At 69.9% G+C, this 15,182-nt stretch carries 16 protein-coding genes; 7 read left to right on the forward strand and 9 right to left on the reverse strand.

What is annotated here, in order from left to right; all coding sequences use genetic code 11:
* Positions 1-60 precede the first annotated feature (60 nt).
* The 3 genes from ACN6LB_RS14900 to nadC all read right to left on the reverse strand — a co-directional run bounded on the left by ACN6LB_RS14900 (position 61) and on the right by nadC (position 2,188).
* Entirely contained in the window at positions 61-387 is a 327-nt protein-coding gene (locus ACN6LB_RS14900) for a hypothetical protein (protein WP_445026218.1), read from the reverse strand.
* A gap of 71 nt (positions 388-458) precedes the next feature.
* Positions 459-1,313, reverse strand: a complete 855-nt coding sequence (locus ACN6LB_RS14905; protein WP_445026219.1) for a PhzF family phenazine biosynthesis protein — start codon at positions 1,311-1,313, stop codon at positions 459-461.
* A complete protein-coding gene (nadC, locus tag ACN6LB_RS14910) occupies positions 1,301-2,188 on the reverse strand; it encodes a carboxylating nicotinate-nucleotide diphosphorylase (RefSeq protein ID WP_445026220.1) in 888 nt (295 codons plus the stop codon). Before nadC ends, ACN6LB_RS14905 begins: the two co-directional genes overlap by 13 nt.
* Before the next feature lie 288 nt (positions 2,189-2,476).
* Between nadC and ACN6LB_RS14915 the strand changes: the two genes are divergently transcribed.
* Complete coding sequence (locus ACN6LB_RS14915) at positions 2,477-2,761, forward strand: winged helix-turn-helix transcriptional regulator (RefSeq protein WP_356135683.1); 285 nt, start codon at positions 2,477-2,479, stop codon at positions 2,759-2,761.
* Positions 2,762-3,440: 679 nt separating this feature from the next.
* A complete protein-coding gene (locus ACN6LB_RS14920) occupies positions 3,441-3,734 on the forward strand; it encodes a DUF1330 domain-containing protein (RefSeq protein WP_445026221.1) in 294 nt (97 codons plus the stop codon).
* A 173-nt stretch (positions 3,735-3,907) separates the two neighbouring features.
* Here ACN6LB_RS14920 and ACN6LB_RS14925 read toward each other — a convergent pair whose 3' ends face one another.
* Positions 3,908-5,935 (reverse strand): HelD family protein, encoded by a 2,028-nt coding sequence (locus ACN6LB_RS14925; protein ID WP_445026222.1) that lies wholly within the window; start codon positions 5,933-5,935, stop codon positions 3,908-3,910.
* Between the two features lie 851 nt (positions 5,936-6,786).
* Between ACN6LB_RS14925 and ACN6LB_RS14930 the strand changes: the two genes are divergently transcribed.
* Together ACN6LB_RS14930 and ACN6LB_RS14935 are read left to right on the forward strand one after the other, a co-directional pair.
* Complete coding sequence (locus ACN6LB_RS14930; protein WP_445026223.1) at positions 6,787-7,842, forward strand: fatty acid desaturase family protein; 1,056 nt, start codon at positions 6,787-6,789, stop codon at positions 7,840-7,842.
* Positions 7,843-7,973: 131 nt separating this feature from the next.
* Positions 7,974-8,156 carry a hypothetical protein gene (locus ACN6LB_RS14935; protein WP_356135694.1) on the forward strand — a complete coding sequence of 61 codons (183 nt, stop codon included), beginning with the start codon at positions 7,974-7,976 and terminating at the stop codon, positions 8,154-8,156.
* Between the two features lie 4 nt (positions 8,157-8,160).
* On the opposite strand, the gene ACN6LB_RS14940 is transcribed toward ACN6LB_RS14935, so the two are convergent.
* From ACN6LB_RS14940 to ACN6LB_RS14950, 3 genes are all read right to left on the reverse strand, one after another.
* Entirely contained in the window at positions 8,161-9,549 is a 1,389-nt protein-coding gene (locus ACN6LB_RS14940) for a tannase/feruloyl esterase family alpha/beta hydrolase (RefSeq protein WP_445026224.1), read from the reverse strand.
* A 350-nt stretch (positions 9,550-9,899) separates the two neighbouring features.
* Positions 9,900-10,760, reverse strand: a complete 861-nt coding sequence (locus ACN6LB_RS14945) for a hypothetical protein (protein WP_445026225.1) — start codon at positions 10,758-10,760, stop codon at positions 9,900-9,902.
* Between the two features lie 135 nt (positions 10,761-10,895).
* Positions 10,896-11,201: a hypothetical protein gene (locus ACN6LB_RS14950; protein ID WP_445026226.1), complete on the reverse strand. Its 306-nt coding sequence runs from the start codon at positions 11,199-11,201 to the stop codon at positions 10,896-10,898.
* Positions 11,202-11,308: 107 nt separating this feature from the next.
* On the opposite strand from ACN6LB_RS14950, the gene ACN6LB_RS14955 reads away from it, so the two are divergent.
* A complete protein-coding gene (locus tag ACN6LB_RS14955; RefSeq protein ID WP_445026227.1) occupies positions 11,309-12,196 on the forward strand; it encodes an oxygenase MpaB family protein in 888 nt (295 codons plus the stop codon).
* Here ACN6LB_RS14955 and ACN6LB_RS14960 read toward each other — a convergent pair.
* Positions 12,176-12,706, reverse strand: a complete 531-nt coding sequence (locus tag ACN6LB_RS14960) for a PadR family transcriptional regulator (protein ID WP_445026228.1) — start codon at positions 12,704-12,706, stop codon at positions 12,176-12,178. The two genes, ACN6LB_RS14955 and ACN6LB_RS14960, sit on opposite strands and share 21 nt — an antisense overlap.
* Positions 12,707-12,829: 123 nt before the next feature.
* Here ACN6LB_RS14960 and ACN6LB_RS14965 point away from each other — a divergent pair, with 123 nt between their 5' ends.
* Positions 12,830-13,588: an alpha/beta fold hydrolase gene (locus ACN6LB_RS14965; protein ID WP_445026229.1), complete on the forward strand. Its 759-nt coding sequence runs from the start codon at positions 12,830-12,832 to the stop codon at positions 13,586-13,588.
* A 24-nt stretch (positions 13,589-13,612) separates the two neighbouring features.
* Here ACN6LB_RS14965 and ACN6LB_RS14970 read toward each other — a convergent pair whose 3' ends face one another.
* Positions 13,613-14,212 carry a class I SAM-dependent methyltransferase gene (locus ACN6LB_RS14970; RefSeq protein WP_445026230.1) on the reverse strand — a complete coding sequence of 200 codons (600 nt, stop codon included), beginning with the start codon at positions 14,210-14,212 and terminating at the stop codon, positions 13,613-13,615.
* Positions 14,213-14,364: 152 nt separating this feature from the next.
* Between ACN6LB_RS14970 and ACN6LB_RS14975 the strand changes: the two genes are divergently transcribed.
* A complete protein-coding gene (locus ACN6LB_RS14975) occupies positions 14,365-15,138 on the forward strand; it encodes an MHYT domain-containing protein (RefSeq protein ID WP_356135710.1) in 774 nt (257 codons plus the stop codon).
* Positions 15,139-15,182: the final 44 nt, after the last annotated feature.

Below are 15,182 nucleotides of genomic sequence, written 5' to 3' on the forward strand. Positions count from 1 at the left end.
CGTGGCCGTCGTCGGACGGCACACGCGCGCGTGCCCTGTGCGTGTTCTAGGTGTTCGGCGTCAGCGTCGGCGCAGCCGGGCCTGTCCGCAGACCACGCTCCAGCGGTTGCCGGAGGAGCTGAGCCGCGGCCGCTCGTCCTCGTCCCGGGCCGACTCCAGGGCGGCACGCGCGCGTGCCAGTGAATCCGCCGCCAGGGACCACTGCTCCTCGAACACGGACAGGGCAGGGGCACCGCCGTACCGCCACGCGCGGACGGCGAGCGCCAGGCCTTGCTGTCGCGCCCCGATCCCTCGGCCAGTCGCCGTGCAATTGCTTCCTGCGGCGGACGCGTCGACCTCCGGCGCGGGTGCCGCCTCGGTGTCCGGGTCGCGCTGTACTGCCGCCACCTGCGGAGCAGCTCGAACCTGGTCGCGCTGCGGCCTCAGGACACCGAGACCGGCCCTGAGTACCGCAGGCCTCAGCGCACGGCCGTTCGCGCGATCGTCGCTTGGCCGCCGACCCGGATTCGGTGCTCCAGGCCGTCGTGGTGAACGGTTGCTGTGATGGTCGACGGGCAGCCGAGGTGGTCGCCCATGTCGACGATGAGGCGGTCCGTACCGGATCCGGCCGCGTGCGCGGCCAGGCAGGCGGTGCTGTTGGCGTTGGCGATGTCCTCGGGGACTCCGATCGACGGCGCGAACATCCGGGCTGCCGCCCGGCCGTGCCGGTCCGGGAGCGAGTAGGCGTAGCAGCCCAGCAGACCGTGGCTGTCGCAGGCTGCGCGCAGCAGGGTGAAGTCCGGGGTGAGTTCGGCCAGCACGGCGCGGGACCGTACGGGCAGCAGAAGCCTCGGCCGCCCGTTCGACGCCACGCAGGCGTCCCCGGCGACTGCGTCCGCGGCCAGTCCGAGGCTGTGTGCGATTGCCTCCAGTTCGGGCCCTTGGGCGTCGTTCAGGCTGACCGGGCCTGGATCGAACGATGCTGTCAGGCTGTCACCGTTTCGGGTGACCCGGCCGTCGAAGCTGCGGTGGGTCGTCCGCAGGACGGCGCGGTAGTCGTCGCCGCCTTCACGTTCGGCGAGCAGCGCGAGGGCGGCGACGGTGCCGTGGCCGCAGGCGGGCAGTTCGCCTGCGGGGGTGAAGAACCGGAGGGTGTACGACGGATGGGTGCGCTCGGTTCCGGTCGCGCGGAGGAAGACGGCGTGCGACGTTCCCAACTCCGTGGGAATACGGCATCGTTCCTCGTCGGTCAACGGCGCGTCGTCCAGAACGGCGGTCGCGCTGCCACCCCTGCGCTGTCTCTGACACGCGTCGACGATCGCTACCTCGGGCATGGCGCCGGGCCTGTGGTCAGCAGCATCGACAGGTCGAGTGCGGGCGCGCTGTGTGTCAACGCTCCGACCGAGATGAGGTCGACGCCCGTTTCGGCGATGGCGCGGACACTGTCCAGGCGGACGGTACCCGAGGCCTCCAGCAGGATCCGGGGAGAGTCGGCTCGTTCGGCCCGGATCTTCACCACCTGCTCGATGTCGGCCAACGGCATGTTGTCGAGCATGATCCAGCGGGCCCCGGCATCGAGCGCCTCAGCAGCTTCTGCCACGGTCTGCACTTCGACATCGACCTCCACCGTCTGCCCGGTACGCGCCATCCCGCGGCGGACCGCCTCCATCGCTGCGGTCACCCCGCCCGCCGCGGCGATGTGGTTCTCCTTGAGCAGGACCATCGCCGCCAGGTCGAGCCGGTGGTTGCGGCCACCGCCGACGGCCACCGCGTACTTGTCGAGGGCACGCAGGCCCGGTGCCGTCTTGCGGGTGTCCAGAATGCGGGTCTCGGTCTCGGCCTGGACGTAGCGGTCGGTCAGTGTCGCGATGCCGCACAGGCGCTGCAGGAAGTTCAGCGCCGTGCGCTCGCCGGTGATCAGGCTGCGCGCCGGACCGGACAGGCGTAACAGGACGTCGCCGTCGGTCAGCCGGGCGCCGTCGGCGACGCTCGCCTCGATCTCGACCTCGGGATCGACCTGCGCGAAGACCTCGGCGACCGCGGGGAGGCCGGCGGCAATGCCGCTCTGCCGGGTGCGGACTTCGGCCGTGGCCGCCAGGTCTTCGGGAACACTCCACGCGGTGGTGATGTCGTTCCCCGAGGCGTCCTCGGCCAAAGCGGCGGCGACGGCGGTTCGTCCCGCAGCCGAGGGAAACTGTGTCGTGGCCATCTGGTCTCCATCTCCGAGTGGGCGTTGAGCCTGGCGGTCATCACCACTGACGCAGCTGCGGCGCAGGTAGTGCTCCCAGGCGGTGATCGTGGGATTCCGCAGCGCACGGTGCGGGGCGACGCGGGTGGGTGGTTGCCACGACGGTCCCCCTTCGTTTCGTTTTCCGAAGCGATCGCCGATGGTAGCGTTTCGGAATCCGAAGCATCAACCTTGGAGGCTGGACTCCACGCCATGCCAACCCCAAAACCCGGCAAGCCAGTTCGTGGTTCGGCCACCGGTCGCCCCCTCATGGCCGCACTCGACCTGTTCGGGCGGCGGTGGAGCCTGCGCATCCTTTGGGAGCTGCGCGAGGGGCCCCTTGGGTTCCGCCCCCTGCAGAAGCAGTGCGACGACATGTCCTCCAGCGTGATGCGACAGCGCCTGACCGAACTGCTGGATGCCCACGTGGTTCACCAACTACCCGACAGCCGGTACGAGCTCACTCCACTGGGGCGGGATGCCTGCCTCGCACTCGGCCCCCTCGTCCAGTGGTCGGAGCGCTGGGCGGCGATGCTCGACCCGCAAGCCGAGTGAGGTGATAGGCGTCGCCGTGCAGAGTGAGTACGCGGGCGCCGGTCAGCTCGCCCAGTCAGGTGCTGGGCACGCTCGATGGCATGTGTTCACAACGGCGCTGCAACTTCCGGAAGCCTGCCGGGGCTTGGCTCGGTTCCCGCAGGGTGCGCAGCGTCCAGCGCCGCCCGAGCAGATCGAGTGCAGCCATGACCCGGCGCCCTGAATCGGACCCTCGTGCCGGTGAGCCCGGCCGAGGCGTTCTGGCTTCCTTGCCCACTCCTTGCGCTTCGGGTTCCGAAGCATCATAGTGATTCGGAAACCGAAGCAGGAGGTGTCCATGCCCCGCGCCCATCGACCAGGCACTGCGCCGATGGATGCCTCCCGGCGTGACACACGAGCCGCTCACGTGAGCCCTTTGCGACTTCACGCTGAGCTGGCCAGATGTAGAGCGAGGACGGCTTGGGCGGGACATGTTCACGACTTCATCCAGACAGGGATGCCTGGTGAACTGAGCGATTGGCACGAGTTGTAGGCAGGGCTCCATCGCCCACTGAAACATCGCCTTATCTCAACAGCACACCACAATCAGCCAGTCCCTTGCGAACCGCCCTCTGAACTGCCCGGTGATCCGTCGCCGGGGCCGATCAATCTGAGTGTCGACTCGAAGGCCGGCACGCTTGTCCGAACACAGGAGGTTTCCATGGCCAAGGGCTACTGGGTCAGCGTCTACCGCACCATTTCCGACCCCGAGAAGCTGGCCGCCTACAACAAGCTGGCCGGTCTGGCCGTCCGGGCCGGGGGCGGGCGGACGCTCGCCCGCGGCGGTCGGGTCGTCGCCCACGACGCCGGAATCGCCGAGCGCACCGTCCTGGTCGAGTTCGACACCTTTGAACAGGCGGTCGCGGCACGCGAGAGCGCGGCATACCAGGAGGCGCTGGTCGTCCTTTCCGACGGCGTCGAGCGCGACTTCCGCATCATCGAAGGCGTCGACTGACCGGCGCACTGACGTTCAGGCCGACCTGGCGGCCCCGCCGGCAGAACTCAGGACATCAGGCTGAGCAGGGAGGCCAGGACTACACCAATGCCTACCAGGGCTGCACCAGTGCGTACATTGACGGCGCGTTGGGGCACTTGTGCGCCCGCGGCGACCACGCGGGCGCCGCGCCATCATGCGGGCTGGGTGGTGATGGTGCACAGGCGCTTGGTGGCCCGGGTCAGCGCCACGTACAGGTCCCTCTCCCCGCCGGGGTGGGCCGTGATGATCTCCTCGGGGTTCAGGACGACGACCCCGTCGAACTCGAGGCCACGTGCTTCGGACGCGGGCACGATGCGTGCGTGGTCGGCGATGCCGTGAGCCGTCAACTGGCTCACCCGGGTGTCCGCGCAGATCACTCCCAGGAGTTCGTCCGGCTGCGCGGTGCTCTGGGCGCGCAGTTCCTCCACGACGGCGGTGACCAACCCGTCCCCATGTGTGGTCACGGTGCGCGGGCTCTCACCGCTGCGCAGTGACCGTGTGGGCCGCTGGTCCGGAGCGATTCGCGCGAGCAGGTCCCGGACGCTATCCAGGATCTCCTGCGTGGTGCGGTAACTGACCGTCAGGTCGTGCAGTCTGAACCGCGTCCCGACATGCGGGCTCAGGGCTTCCTTCCAGTCGCGTGCCGTTGTGGCCGAGCCCGACTGGGCGAAGTCCCCCACGAGCGTCATCGCCCTCGCCGGGCAGCGGCGGACGATCATCCGCCACTGCATAGCGGTCAGTTCCTGCGCCTCGTCGACGACGACGTGCCCGTACGTCCGCTCGGGCGGGCCGTCGACCAGGCTCGCCGCCTCGTCGAGCAACGGCACGTCCGCATCGGTCCACGGGGCGTCCGGGGCGCGCAGGAGAAGGGACCGCTCCTGCGGGGTCAGGGTCGGCAGGTGCTCGGCCAGGGCGTCGGCATCCGTCAGCAGCGCCTTCACGAGGTCGCCGGGTACCAGCCTCGGCCACAGCGCCTCGACCGCCCGGTCGACACCGGCGTCGTCGAGGAGATCGGCCCCGATGGCGTCCAGGTCCAGCTCGTGGGCCGGACCCGGGTCGGCGGCGCCCTCGGCACGGAGCTGGGCGACGCCCGTGAACCGGTCGAGGTTCAGGCCCGTCATCTGCTCGGCATCGGCGTCGATCTGCTCCAGGAGGTCGCCCATGTCCCGTTGCATCGCGTCGGTGACGGCGTCGACCAGGAGTTCCTTGAACGCCTGGCGCGCGGGGTTGTGGCCGGATGCGGCCGCCAGGGCGGCGGCGCGTGCAGTGGCGACCTCCTTCTCGGACAGGTGGACCAGTTCCTGCCCGACCCGGACAGCGAAGTCACCGGCGGGGGCCTGGTGTTCTCGCAGCAGGCCGGCCAAGGCGTCGGCGAGGTCCAGGCCGCCCTTGAGGCGCGCTGCGTCGAACGCGTCCACCGAGTCGGGGGACACTCCGGCCAGTTCCTGACAGGTCGCCAGATCGACGTCGTTCTCCCCGAGCGAGGGAAGGACCTGGGAGATGTAGTCGAGGAAACGGGCGTTGGGGCCGACCACGAGGACGCCTTCCTCCGCGGCGCGCGGAAACGCGTACAGGACGTAGGCCGCCCGGTGCAGGGCCACCACCGTCTTGCCGGTGCCCGGCCCGCCCTGCACCACGGTCACCCCGCGGTGGGCGGAGCGGACGATCTCGTCCTGCTCGGCCTGCAGCGTCGCGACGGCCGCGTGCATCCTGCCCGTACGCCGTGCCGACAGAGCCTCGGTCAACGGGCCGTCCCCCACGACGTCTTCGTCGGTCGGGGCGGTCCCGTCGAGCAGTTCGTCGCTCACCGAGACGACCGTGCGCTCCTCGAGGCGCAGGTGCCGGCGCCGCCGCAGATCCATCGGGTGGACCGGTGTCGCCTCGTAGAAGGGCCGCGCCGCGTTCGCGCGCCAGTCAACGAGCAGCGGCAGTTCGTCCTCCTCCGTGTGCAGTCCGATCCGCCCGATGCGCAGGGCCGTGCCGTCCGTCCAGTCGATGCGCCCGAAGACCAGCCCCCTCTCGGCGCCTTCCAGTCGGCCGATCTCCTTGGTCAGGCGGTCGGCGGCGATCTCTCTTTCGTACGCCTCGCCGGCGCCGTCCGCCGGGGCCTTCAGCACACTCGCCCGGTTCGCTCGCGCCTCGGAAAGCCGCTCGGTGAGCAGCTCATACAATGAGGACACGTAACCTTGCTCCGATTCAACCGCACGCACGGCGGAATCATTTATGTCTGACAACAAGGGACTCCTTCGATTCGAGCCGCACCATACGGCCAAAGTTCCCTAAAGGTAAGTCTTGACTTACTTGTTGCGTCTATGTCCTTACGCCTGACCGCAGTTCGTGCCATGCATTCCGTCGGTGCCCTTGAATTCCGGTTGATACGTTCCGGCACTGGAAATGCAGTGAATCCACGGGAAGGTTCGTTGTCGCGTCGCAGGCCGGGACGGGGCTGGCCTGCATCCAAATTCGGACACCGGCGGCCGCCGTGATCCGGTTGTTTGACGCGGTGAGTCGGGTGATGTTCCGGCCGCCGTTTGCGGCCCGGATGCCGGACCTCAACGACTCAAATGCTGACTTGACTCGTCCGCAGGCAGCACGACGCTGAGTTCGTCCGGGGAACCGGACGCCACGGCGGGAGGCGCCTCGCCGTCGGGCCGCCAGAAGGCGACGCTGCTCGCGCGAGGCGGATCGTCGGGGACGAACGCGGCGCAGTGGTACACCAGTTCGGAGATCTCGGAGAGAGTGGCTGTGGGAATCCTCTGTTCAGGGATGACGCATTCCTCAAACTTGACTAGTCGGCCCGGGAATCGCCGAGGATACAGCACTGCACCCCGTGGACGGCGGCGGGCCGACTGTGAGCCGGCACACGTCGGAAGGGGGTGGGCTCAGCCCCCCGATGGTGCGGGGCAAGCCCCCGCAGGTACACGGGTGGTAGCGCCATGGTCGCCGAAGGTCAACGGTCCGTACGTTGCATCTGGTCGGCCAGTCCGTCAGGCGTCGGCCGGCCCGTTCCTCAAGAGACCGGAGACCCACCATGCCCCAGACCGCCGCAGCCGTCGCGGAACTCCCTCAAGGGGCCCCCGTGGCGCAGCCCCAGGGAAGCGAGTTCACGCCCCTGCTGCGTACCGTCAAGGACCGGGGTCTTCTCGGCCGCCGCCATGGCTGGTACGCGCTCACGATCGCGGTGAACACGCTGGCCCTCGCCGGTCTCGTGACGGGCATCGTCCTCATCGGCAACTCGTGGTGGGCTTTGCTCCTGGCCCCTCTGCTCGCGGTGTTCTCGGCCCGGACGGCTTTCATAGGCCACGACGCGGGTCACTCCCAGATCACCGGCAACAGGTCCGCCGGCCGTCTGATCGGCCTGATCCACGGCAACCTCCTGCTCGGAATGAGCTTCGCGTGGTGGAACGAGAAGCACACACGTCACCACGCGAACCCCAACGACATCGACAAAGATCCCGACGTCCTCGCCGACGTCCTGGTCTTCACCAGCGGGCAGGCCAGGGATCGGGTCGGCTTCCGGCGCTGGCTCACCCGCCACCAGGCCTGGCTCTTCTTCCCGCTCACCCTCCTCGAAGGCATCGCCCTGAAGGTCCACGGCTTCCAGGACCTGCGACGGCAGACGCCGCGGGAGCGGGCGGTGGAGGCTCTGCTCCTGGTGACCCATGTCGTCGCCTACGTCACCCTGCTGCTCACCTCCATGTCCCTGGGCAAGGCCCTCGCCTTCGCCGCCGTCCACCAGGCGCTCTTCGGCCTGCACCTGGGCCTGGCCTTCGCGCCCAACCACAAGGGCATGGAGATGCCCGACCCGAGCGGCGAACGCTGGGGTCACCTGCGCCGCCAGGTGCTCACCTCGCGCAACATCCGTGGCGCCGTCCTGACCGACTGGTTCCTCGGCGGCCTCAACTACCAGATCGAGCACCACCTGTTCCCGAGCATGCCCCGTCCGCATCTGCGGCTGGCGCAGCCCCTGGTGCGCGCCCACTGCGCGGAATTGGGTATCCCTTATGCGGAGACCGGGCTCGTCGACTCCTACCGGCAGGCCCTGGGCCACATGCACGAGGTGGGTGAGCCGCTCAGGACCCGGTAGCGGGGCACACTCTCAGGGATGACTAGGGGGCGTGCCTCAGGGACGTATCAGGGTCGCGATCCGGAACCGTGAAAGGCGCGGACCCGTTCTTCGGACAGAGAGCGGCAGCAGCCGCGAAGGAGGCGACGCATATGTCGATGAACGCGAAGATCGCCGCAGGAGGTGTGGCGGTCGGGCTCATCCTGTTGTTCTGGCTGCCCTGGTGGGCCTCCCTTCTGATCGTGCTGGGAGTCCCGGCGGCCGCGTACCTGACACTGGACCCCTCGCAGCGGCGCAGGCTGCGCCGTGTCACGCGCAAAGAGCTCGGCCGTTGACGCACTACTGACCCGTTGTGCCCGTGCCCACCGTGCACGAGTCGACCACGTCACCGCTCGCGGGCCTGCCGACGGCATGGTCCGCGGGCGGTCGGCTGCCGCGCTCCACCCAGGCGGTGAGCACGTCGAACGCCGACCGGTAGCAGGGCAGGATCGGCCGCAGCCGCTCCGGATATGTGTCGTACAGCCCGTCGACGTGCGTGCCGCCCACGACCGTGTAGGAGCGGTGCAGCCGCCCCCGGCCGCTCGCGTCGATCATCCGCGCGTACACATCGGAGTCAGCCGCCTTGGGCAGCAGCGCGTCCAGGTCGCCGTGCAGGGTGATCAGCGGCCTGCCGATCCGTCCGGTGAGGGCCACGCGGGCCACGGCCCGGTGGACGGACGCGGGGCGTGACGCGTAGTCGTACGCCGCGTCGGAGGCGCACGGAGCCAGGATCTGCTCGGTCGTGGACCCGGCGGACACACCGGGGCAGCCGGGATCGTAGGACGGGTCGAATTCGGCCCGGTAGATCTTCTGTGTGACGCCCCAGTAGGCCCTCTCGTGGTACGGCCACAGGAACTCCGAGCCCCGCGCGAAGCCCACCGCGTACATGTCCTCGTCCCCGGCCCGGCCGAGTGTTCGGGCCACCGTCGTGGGCAGCGAGGTGAGCAGGTTAGGGCCTTCCCGGGTCCACAGCGCGCCCTCCCAGTCCAGACCGCCGTCGTACAGCTCCGGATGGTTCTCCAACTGCCACCGTGTGAGATAGCCCCCGTTGGAGATGCCCGTCATGTATGTCCGCCGTGGTGCGTGTCCGTAGCGCTGTGCGACCGCCCGCCCGGCGGCGCGGGTGAGTTGGGTGGTCCGGCTGTTCCACTCGGCGACCGCGTCCCCGGGCCGGATTCCGTCGCGGTAGAAGTCGGGCCCGCTGTTGCCCTTGTCGGTGGCTGCGTAGGCGTATCCCTGAGCCAGCGCCTGGTCCGAGATCGCCGCGTCGGTGGCGTACTGCTTGCGCGTGCCCGGGGCGCCCGTGACGACCAGGCCACCGTTCCAGCGGTCCGGGAGCCGGATCACGAACTGCGCGTCGTGCCGCCAGCCGTGCGTCGCGTTGAAGTGCGAGCTGTCCGGGAAGTACCCGTCGAACTGCGTTCCGGGCACCCCTGACGGATGACGCGTGCCCTGCGCCGTCAACCCCGCCTGGTCGGCCATGTCCGTGTACGGCGTCCCGGCGAGCGCGGACGTGGTCAAGTCCCCCAGACAGGCGCTCTGCTGGAACGCGGCGCCGGGCACGTGCACCCGCTCCTGCCCCGCGCAGTGCCCGTCCCCGGCCGGCGTGGCCCAGGCCGGAGCCGGTCCTGGAACGGCCAACGCCACCAGGGCGAGAGCGATGAGGGGCATACCTCGGGACACACGCATGACCGGCCTCCATGACAGGGCGTGAAGCGACCAGGGGAGTGAGAGCGGTCTCATGGTCGGATGGCGCCCAGCGGTCGGCCATGTCTTGGGACCACATGGGACGGCGGCAGCGCATGGGGGTTCAAGACAGCCGGGACAGCGATGACGGACATGATGTCCAGTCAGGCCGAGCGCCGCCACGACGATCGCCGACGGTCCAAGACGAGGCGCCTCGGACGCACGGCACTGCCTGTCGCGACACAGAGCATGCGGACCACGAAATCCCTCCGCAGGCCCTCCCGGCCCGCACCACTGGCCGAGGCGCACCACTGGCCGGGGCGCACCACGGGAATCGCACGTGGTGCGGTCCGTCAGCTGGGCCGTACCGCCATCTTGTCGAGAGCCTCCAGGAGGCCGGGCAGCTCCGCCCCACGGCCCACGGGCAGGACCTCGCCCGGTTCCTCGTCGAGGAGCACGAACGCGATGTCGTCCGTCCTGGCCACCATGGACCAGCCGGGACCGTCGGCGCGCAGCGTCCGGGCGTCGCCGGTGGCGAAGGACGAGCGGACGCGGCCCAGGGGCGGTGGCGTGTCCACGTACGAACGGGCCTCGGCGAGCACCCGACGGACGCCGCTGGGGGATCCGCCCCGGCCCTCGCCGTCCTCCGCTTCGCTCCGGTCGCTCTCCTCCTCCTCGGCGGAGGCCTCATCCTGCCCCGATACGGCGAAGTCGCCGTCGTCGATCTGTTCCCGCCAGACCGCCCACTGGAGTGCGATCTCGTCGGCGCCGAGGCGCCGTTGAGCGGGCCCCCACGAGGCGGTGTCGGGCGGACACAGCGGAGGCCGCTCGGTGAGCTCGGGCGCCGGATCGTGCGGGGCGGGCACTCCCGGCGCCGCGACGGCGACCGCCAACGGCCAGCCGGGCAACGCGGCGACGACCGTGCGCTCGTCGGGCGAAAGGTCGTACTCCATGCCGCAGTCCCACGACGCGATGGCGACCGCTACCAGGGAGACGTCGTCGATCACGACCGTCCACCGCGCACCGTCGCTGTCCTGGCCGATCACGAGACCGTACCCGTCGGCCAGGGGTGCCAGATCCAGCGCCGCACACGCCTCGGGGTAGTCGTCCCCCAGCACGCTGGGGAACTTCGCAGGCGTCAGCAGCACAGCTGTCAGCACATACAGCGCATCGTCGTCCACGGTGGCGACGGCGTCATCGTCCGTCCCGGCCATCCCTGCCTCCCCTTCGCTTCATCCGTCGGCGCACCCTAATGCGACCGGAAGCCGGTTGTCACCAGCCGCCCGTACACGCGGAGCTGCAGTTATCCGGCTGGACAGGGGCGAATCGGCCGCCCGAGCCCGCGCCGGTCACGCGGCGGGCAGTCCGAGCAGCGTACGGGCCACCGCGTGAGGCGACTCATCGCGCTCCCGGGCCAGGGCGATCACCGCCCGGCAGGCCAGTTCGTTCACTCCGAACGACAGTGCCTCCGGCGACACCCACGCCGCGGCCTCGTCGATCTGATCCTGGTCGTCCTCCGCGCACGCGGACACATAGGCCGCGGCCGCCTCGAACACGTTGTGCGTACGCTTCTCCGGCCGTCGCTTCACAGGCCGCTGCGCATCCTGACCCTCGGCCGTTTCCGTGCGCCATATCTTGCGGAGTCTGTCGAACATGCCGGACATCGGGCCACCTTCCCCCTGTGCGACGGTCATCGCTGATCGTTCATCTGCTGCTACTCAACGTAGAGTTGAAGCTTCCACCGCAGAAGGGGGACGGCCCGGTGAAGCGCTACGAGCGGCTCGCACAGATCCGGCGACTGGATCCGGAAAAGGACGCTTCGGAGATCTACCGGCTCAGCGCCGCGTACGAATTCCCCTGGGACTTCACCCGGGCTCTGGAACTGGCGCTCTACCGCACCTACGCCGTCCCCAGCATCGGCCGCCTGCTCGCCGAGACGACGGAACTCACCGAGCGGACACAGAAGCGCTACGACGACACGGCCCTGCTCCTGGACACCGTCGTCGAGCACGGCTTCGACGCCGACCAGGGCCGCACCGCGATTTGCCGCATCAATCAGATGCACCGCAGCTACGACATCAGCAATGAAGACATGCGTTACGTGCTCTGCACCTTCGTGGTGATGCCCAAGCGGTGGATCGACGCCTACGGGTGGCGCAGGTTGTCACGGCACGAGACCGTCGCCTCCACCGTGCACTACCGCACCCTGGGGCGGCACATGGGCATCAAGGGCATCCCGGAGACCTACGAGGAGTTCGAGGCCTGTCTCGACGCCTACGAAGAGGCCCATTTCGGATGGGACGAAGCCGCGCGCCGCGTCTCCGACGCCACGCTGGACCTGATGGCCTCCTGGTATCCGCGCCCGCTCGCACCCGTGCTGCGCGCCTCGACCCTCGCCCTGCTCGACGAGCCGCTCCTCAGCGCTTTCCGGTACGAGCCGCCGGGTGCCGCCACGCGCGCGCTGGTCCGGCGGGCGGTACGCGCCCGCGGCCGCCTGGTGCGCCTGCTGCCACCGCGGCGGGCCCCGCACTTCGCCCGGCAGAACCGGGAGATCAAGGGCTACCCGGACGGCTATGGCGTCGCCGAGCTGGGCACCCGTCCGGTGCCCGGAGTACGGGGCTGCCCCGTCTCAACGGCCCGCGTCGAGTGAGTCGATCGTGTCGCGCAGCCAGGCCAGTTCGGCCCGGCTCGTGGCCCGAGCGATGGTGAGGACGCCGCGCCGGAACGGATCGTCCAGCTCCTCCGCGCTCAGCGGTTCGTCGCCGTCGTAGAAGAAGCTCGCGGGCTCCTCCAGGAAGGCGAGCCTGCGCCGCAACACCGCGGCCTGGGCCGCCGGATCGTCCAGGTGCCGCAGGAACGCGAGCACCGTGAACCAGCGGTTCTCGTCGGTGATGTCCCGCTGCACCGGCTGCGCCAGCCGGCGGCGCAGCTCCTGCCGGCCCTCCTCTGTGAGTGTCAGGACGTGCCGCGGAGCGGCCACGGCGCCTGGCTGCGTCGCCCGCGCCAGCAGATCCGCCTTCTCCAGCCGCTTGATCGCGGGATACAGCGTGCTCTCGGCGACGGGCTTCACGTGCCCCGTCAGCGCCGTGATGCGTTTGCGCAGCTCATAGCCGTGCAGTGGGGCGTCGAACAGGAAACCGAGGATGGTCAGCTCCAGCATGCCTCCATTCTGCCGCACTCGCGTTGTACATCCCTCCAGTTATATTCCTGTTCCGTAATACATCGGCGCCGATGTATTGTCTTCGGAGACGACAAGCGACGCGGAGTCACAGGGGAGAGCGCGATGAAGCAGGCCGAGTTCGACGGCAGGGGCAGTCTGATCCGCTGGACGGAGACGGAGGGCGCGGAACCCGCGCGGGTGTACGTGCACGGACTGGGCGCGGCCTCGACGGTCTACAACGCGCACATCGCGGCCCGGCCCGAACTGGCGGGTCGGCGCACCCTGTTCGTCGACCTGCCGGGGCACGGCATCAGCGACCGACCCGCGGACTTCGGCTACACGCTGGAGGATCACGCCGACGCCCTGGCGGCCGCGCTGGACGCGGCCCGCGCCACCCGGGCGGAACTCGTCGCGCACAGCATGGGCGGCGCCGTCGCGATCGTGCTCGCCCACCGGCGCCCCGACCTCGTCTCGCGCCTGGTCCTCGTCGAGGCGAACCTCGACCCGTACCCTCCGGCCACCGCGGGCAGCAGCGGCATCGCCTCGTACGAGGAGGACGACTACGTCGAAAACGGCGGCCACGCGCGCGTGCTGGAAAAGGTCGGCCCCTCTTGGGCGGCCACCATGCGGCTCGCCGACCCGCGCGCCCTGTACCGCACGGCGGCCGGGCTCAGGCGAGGCACCACCCCCACGATGCGCCACATGCTCCAGGAGTCCGCGGCGGACCGCGTCTACCTCCAGGGCGCGTTGACCGGCGAACTCTCCGGCAGGGAGGGCCTGGAGGAGGCCGGTGTACGAGTGGTGACGGTGCCTGCCGCGGGCCACAACATCATGTTCGACAACCCCGACGCCTTCGTGGCAGAGGTGGTCGGCAGGGGCTGAAGTCCCAGCCCCCGCGGTGAGTCGTCAGCTCCGGCGCACGGCGAGCGCGAGGAAGCGGGCGTCCTCGTCGACGTACGACGTCATGTCCCAGCAGGAGCCGGCCAGGAGAGGCCCGAGCCGGTCCTGCGCGCGCAGGTCGTCCGGGGTGATGCGGCGGCCCTGGCGTGCGGCGAGCGCCGCCCGGCCGATCGGATGGAACAGCGCCAGAGTGCCGCCGGGTCGCACGACCCGGGCCAACTCCCGCAGGTTCTCCACGGGATCGGGCAGATGCGAGACGAGGCCGGCGCCGAACACGGCGTCGAGCGACCCGGTGCGCAACGGCAGCCCGGCGACATCGGCGAGCAGCAGCCGCCCGTCGCGATCCCGTCCCGCCCGTACGGCGGCCTCCAGCATGGCCGGGGTCAGATCGGCACCGATGACGACCCCGGAAGGGCCTACGGCGGCACGCAGCGGCGGCAGGGCGCGTCCGGTGCCGCAGCCCGCGTCGAGGACGCGGTCGCCTTTCCGTAGGCCGAGTTCGGCGACCGCGGCCGCGTAGGCCGGTCCGTCGTCGGGGAAACGGGTGTCCCAGTCGGCCGCCCGCGCGGCGAAGAATTCCTGGACGTGTGTGTGGTCGTCGCTCATGTTCCGCATGATCCCTCACCGACACGAAGGACGACGCTGCGCGCATGTTCGAGCGGGACGCGATCGTTCAGGTGCATGTCTGCGTCATATTGCAATACCTTTCGAAATGCGCCCCCTCTGCGCGCCCCTGCCCCCGCTAGCGTCCCTGAGCCATGGGACACCTGGACCACGCAGCCTTCGGCTGGCTGACCCCCGCGCTGTCGTACGTCATGGCCTGCATAGGCGCCGCCCTGGGGCTGCGCTGCACCGTCCGTGCGCTCGGCACCACGGGGCGCTCGCGCCGCAACTGGCTTCTCACCGCCGCCTCCGCGATCGGCACGGGCATCTGGACGATGCACTTCGTGGCGATGCTGGGCTTCAGCGTCACCGGCACGGAAATGCGCTACAACGTGCCGCTGACCATCCTCAGCCTCATCGTCGCCATGGTCGTCGTGGGCGCCGGCGTCTTCGCCGTCGGCTACGGCCGAGACCGGGGCCGCGCGCTGTTCCTCGGCGGACTGACCACCGGGCTCGGTGTCGCGAGCATGCACTACCTGGGAATGGCCGCGCTGCGACTGCACGGCGCCGTGCACTACGACCCGATGCTCGTCGGACTCTCCGTCGTGATCGCCGTGGTGGCTGCCACCGCGGCCCTGTGGGCGGCACTCAACATCAAGTCGCCCGTGGCCGTCGCCGTCGCTTCCCTCGTCATGGGAGGGGCGGTGAGCAGCATGCATTACACCGGGATGATGGCGGTGAGCGTGAGCGTCAGCCCCTCCGGCGGGGCCCTGCCCGGGGCCACGGCGATGCAGTTCATCTTCCCCCTCGCCGTGGGCCTCGGCTCCTATCTCTTCCTGACATCGGCGTTCGTCGCGCTGTCCCCGACGGCCGGAGAACGCGAGGCTTCCGCATCGGCCCAACGGCCGGTCCAGAGCGTCGCCCGCTAGCCACGGGGCCGGAGCCGCGACGGCTCGCAAGGACGCCCGAACCA

The sequence above is a fragment of the Streptomyces sp. SAS_270 genome, assembly GCF_052543295.1.

Coding starts and splice junctions, on each gene's coding strand:
- ACN6LB_RS14935 (WP_356135694.1), top strand. CDS start 7,974: ATGTCGATGAACGCGAAGATCGCCGCAGGAGGTGTGGCGGTCGGGCTC.
- ACN6LB_RS14975 (WP_356135710.1), top strand. CDS start 14,365: ATGGGACACCTGGACCACGCAGCCTTCGGCTGGCTGACCCCCGCGCTG.
- ACN6LB_RS14905 (WP_445026219.1), bottom strand. CDS start 1,313: ATGCCCGAGGTAGCGATCGTCGACGCGTGTCAGAGACAGCGCAGGGGT.
- ACN6LB_RS14970 (WP_445026230.1), bottom strand. CDS start 14,212: ATGAGCGACGACCACACACACGTCCAGGAATTCTTCGCCGCGCGGGCG.
- ACN6LB_RS14940 (WP_445026224.1), bottom strand. CDS start 9,549: ATGCGTGTGTCCCGAGGTATGCCCCTCATCGCTCTCGCCCTGGTGGCG.
- nadC (WP_445026220.1), bottom strand. CDS start 2,188: ATGGCCACGACACAGTTTCCCTCGGCTGCGGGACGAACCGCCGTCGCC.
- ACN6LB_RS14920 (WP_445026221.1), top strand. CDS start 3,441: ATGGCCAAGGGCTACTGGGTCAGCGTCTACCGCACCATTTCCGACCCC.
- ACN6LB_RS14960 (WP_445026228.1), bottom strand. CDS start 12,706: ATGCTGGAGCTGACCATCCTCGGTTTCCTGTTCGACGCCCCACTGCAC.
- ACN6LB_RS14965 (WP_445026229.1), top strand. CDS start 12,830: ATGAAGCAGGCCGAGTTCGACGGCAGGGGCAGTCTGATCCGCTGGACG.
- ACN6LB_RS14930 (WP_445026223.1), top strand. CDS start 6,787: ATGCCCCAGACCGCCGCAGCCGTCGCGGAACTCCCTCAAGGGGCCCCC.
- ACN6LB_RS14945 (WP_445026225.1), bottom strand. CDS start 10,760: ATGGCCGGGACGGACGATGACGCCGTCGCCACCGTGGACGACGATGCG.
- ACN6LB_RS14915 (WP_356135683.1), top strand. CDS start 2,477: ATGGCCGCACTCGACCTGTTCGGGCGGCGGTGGAGCCTGCGCATCCTT.
- ACN6LB_RS14950 (WP_445026226.1), bottom strand. CDS start 11,201: ATGTTCGACAGACTCCGCAAGATATGGCGCACGGAAACGGCCGAGGGT.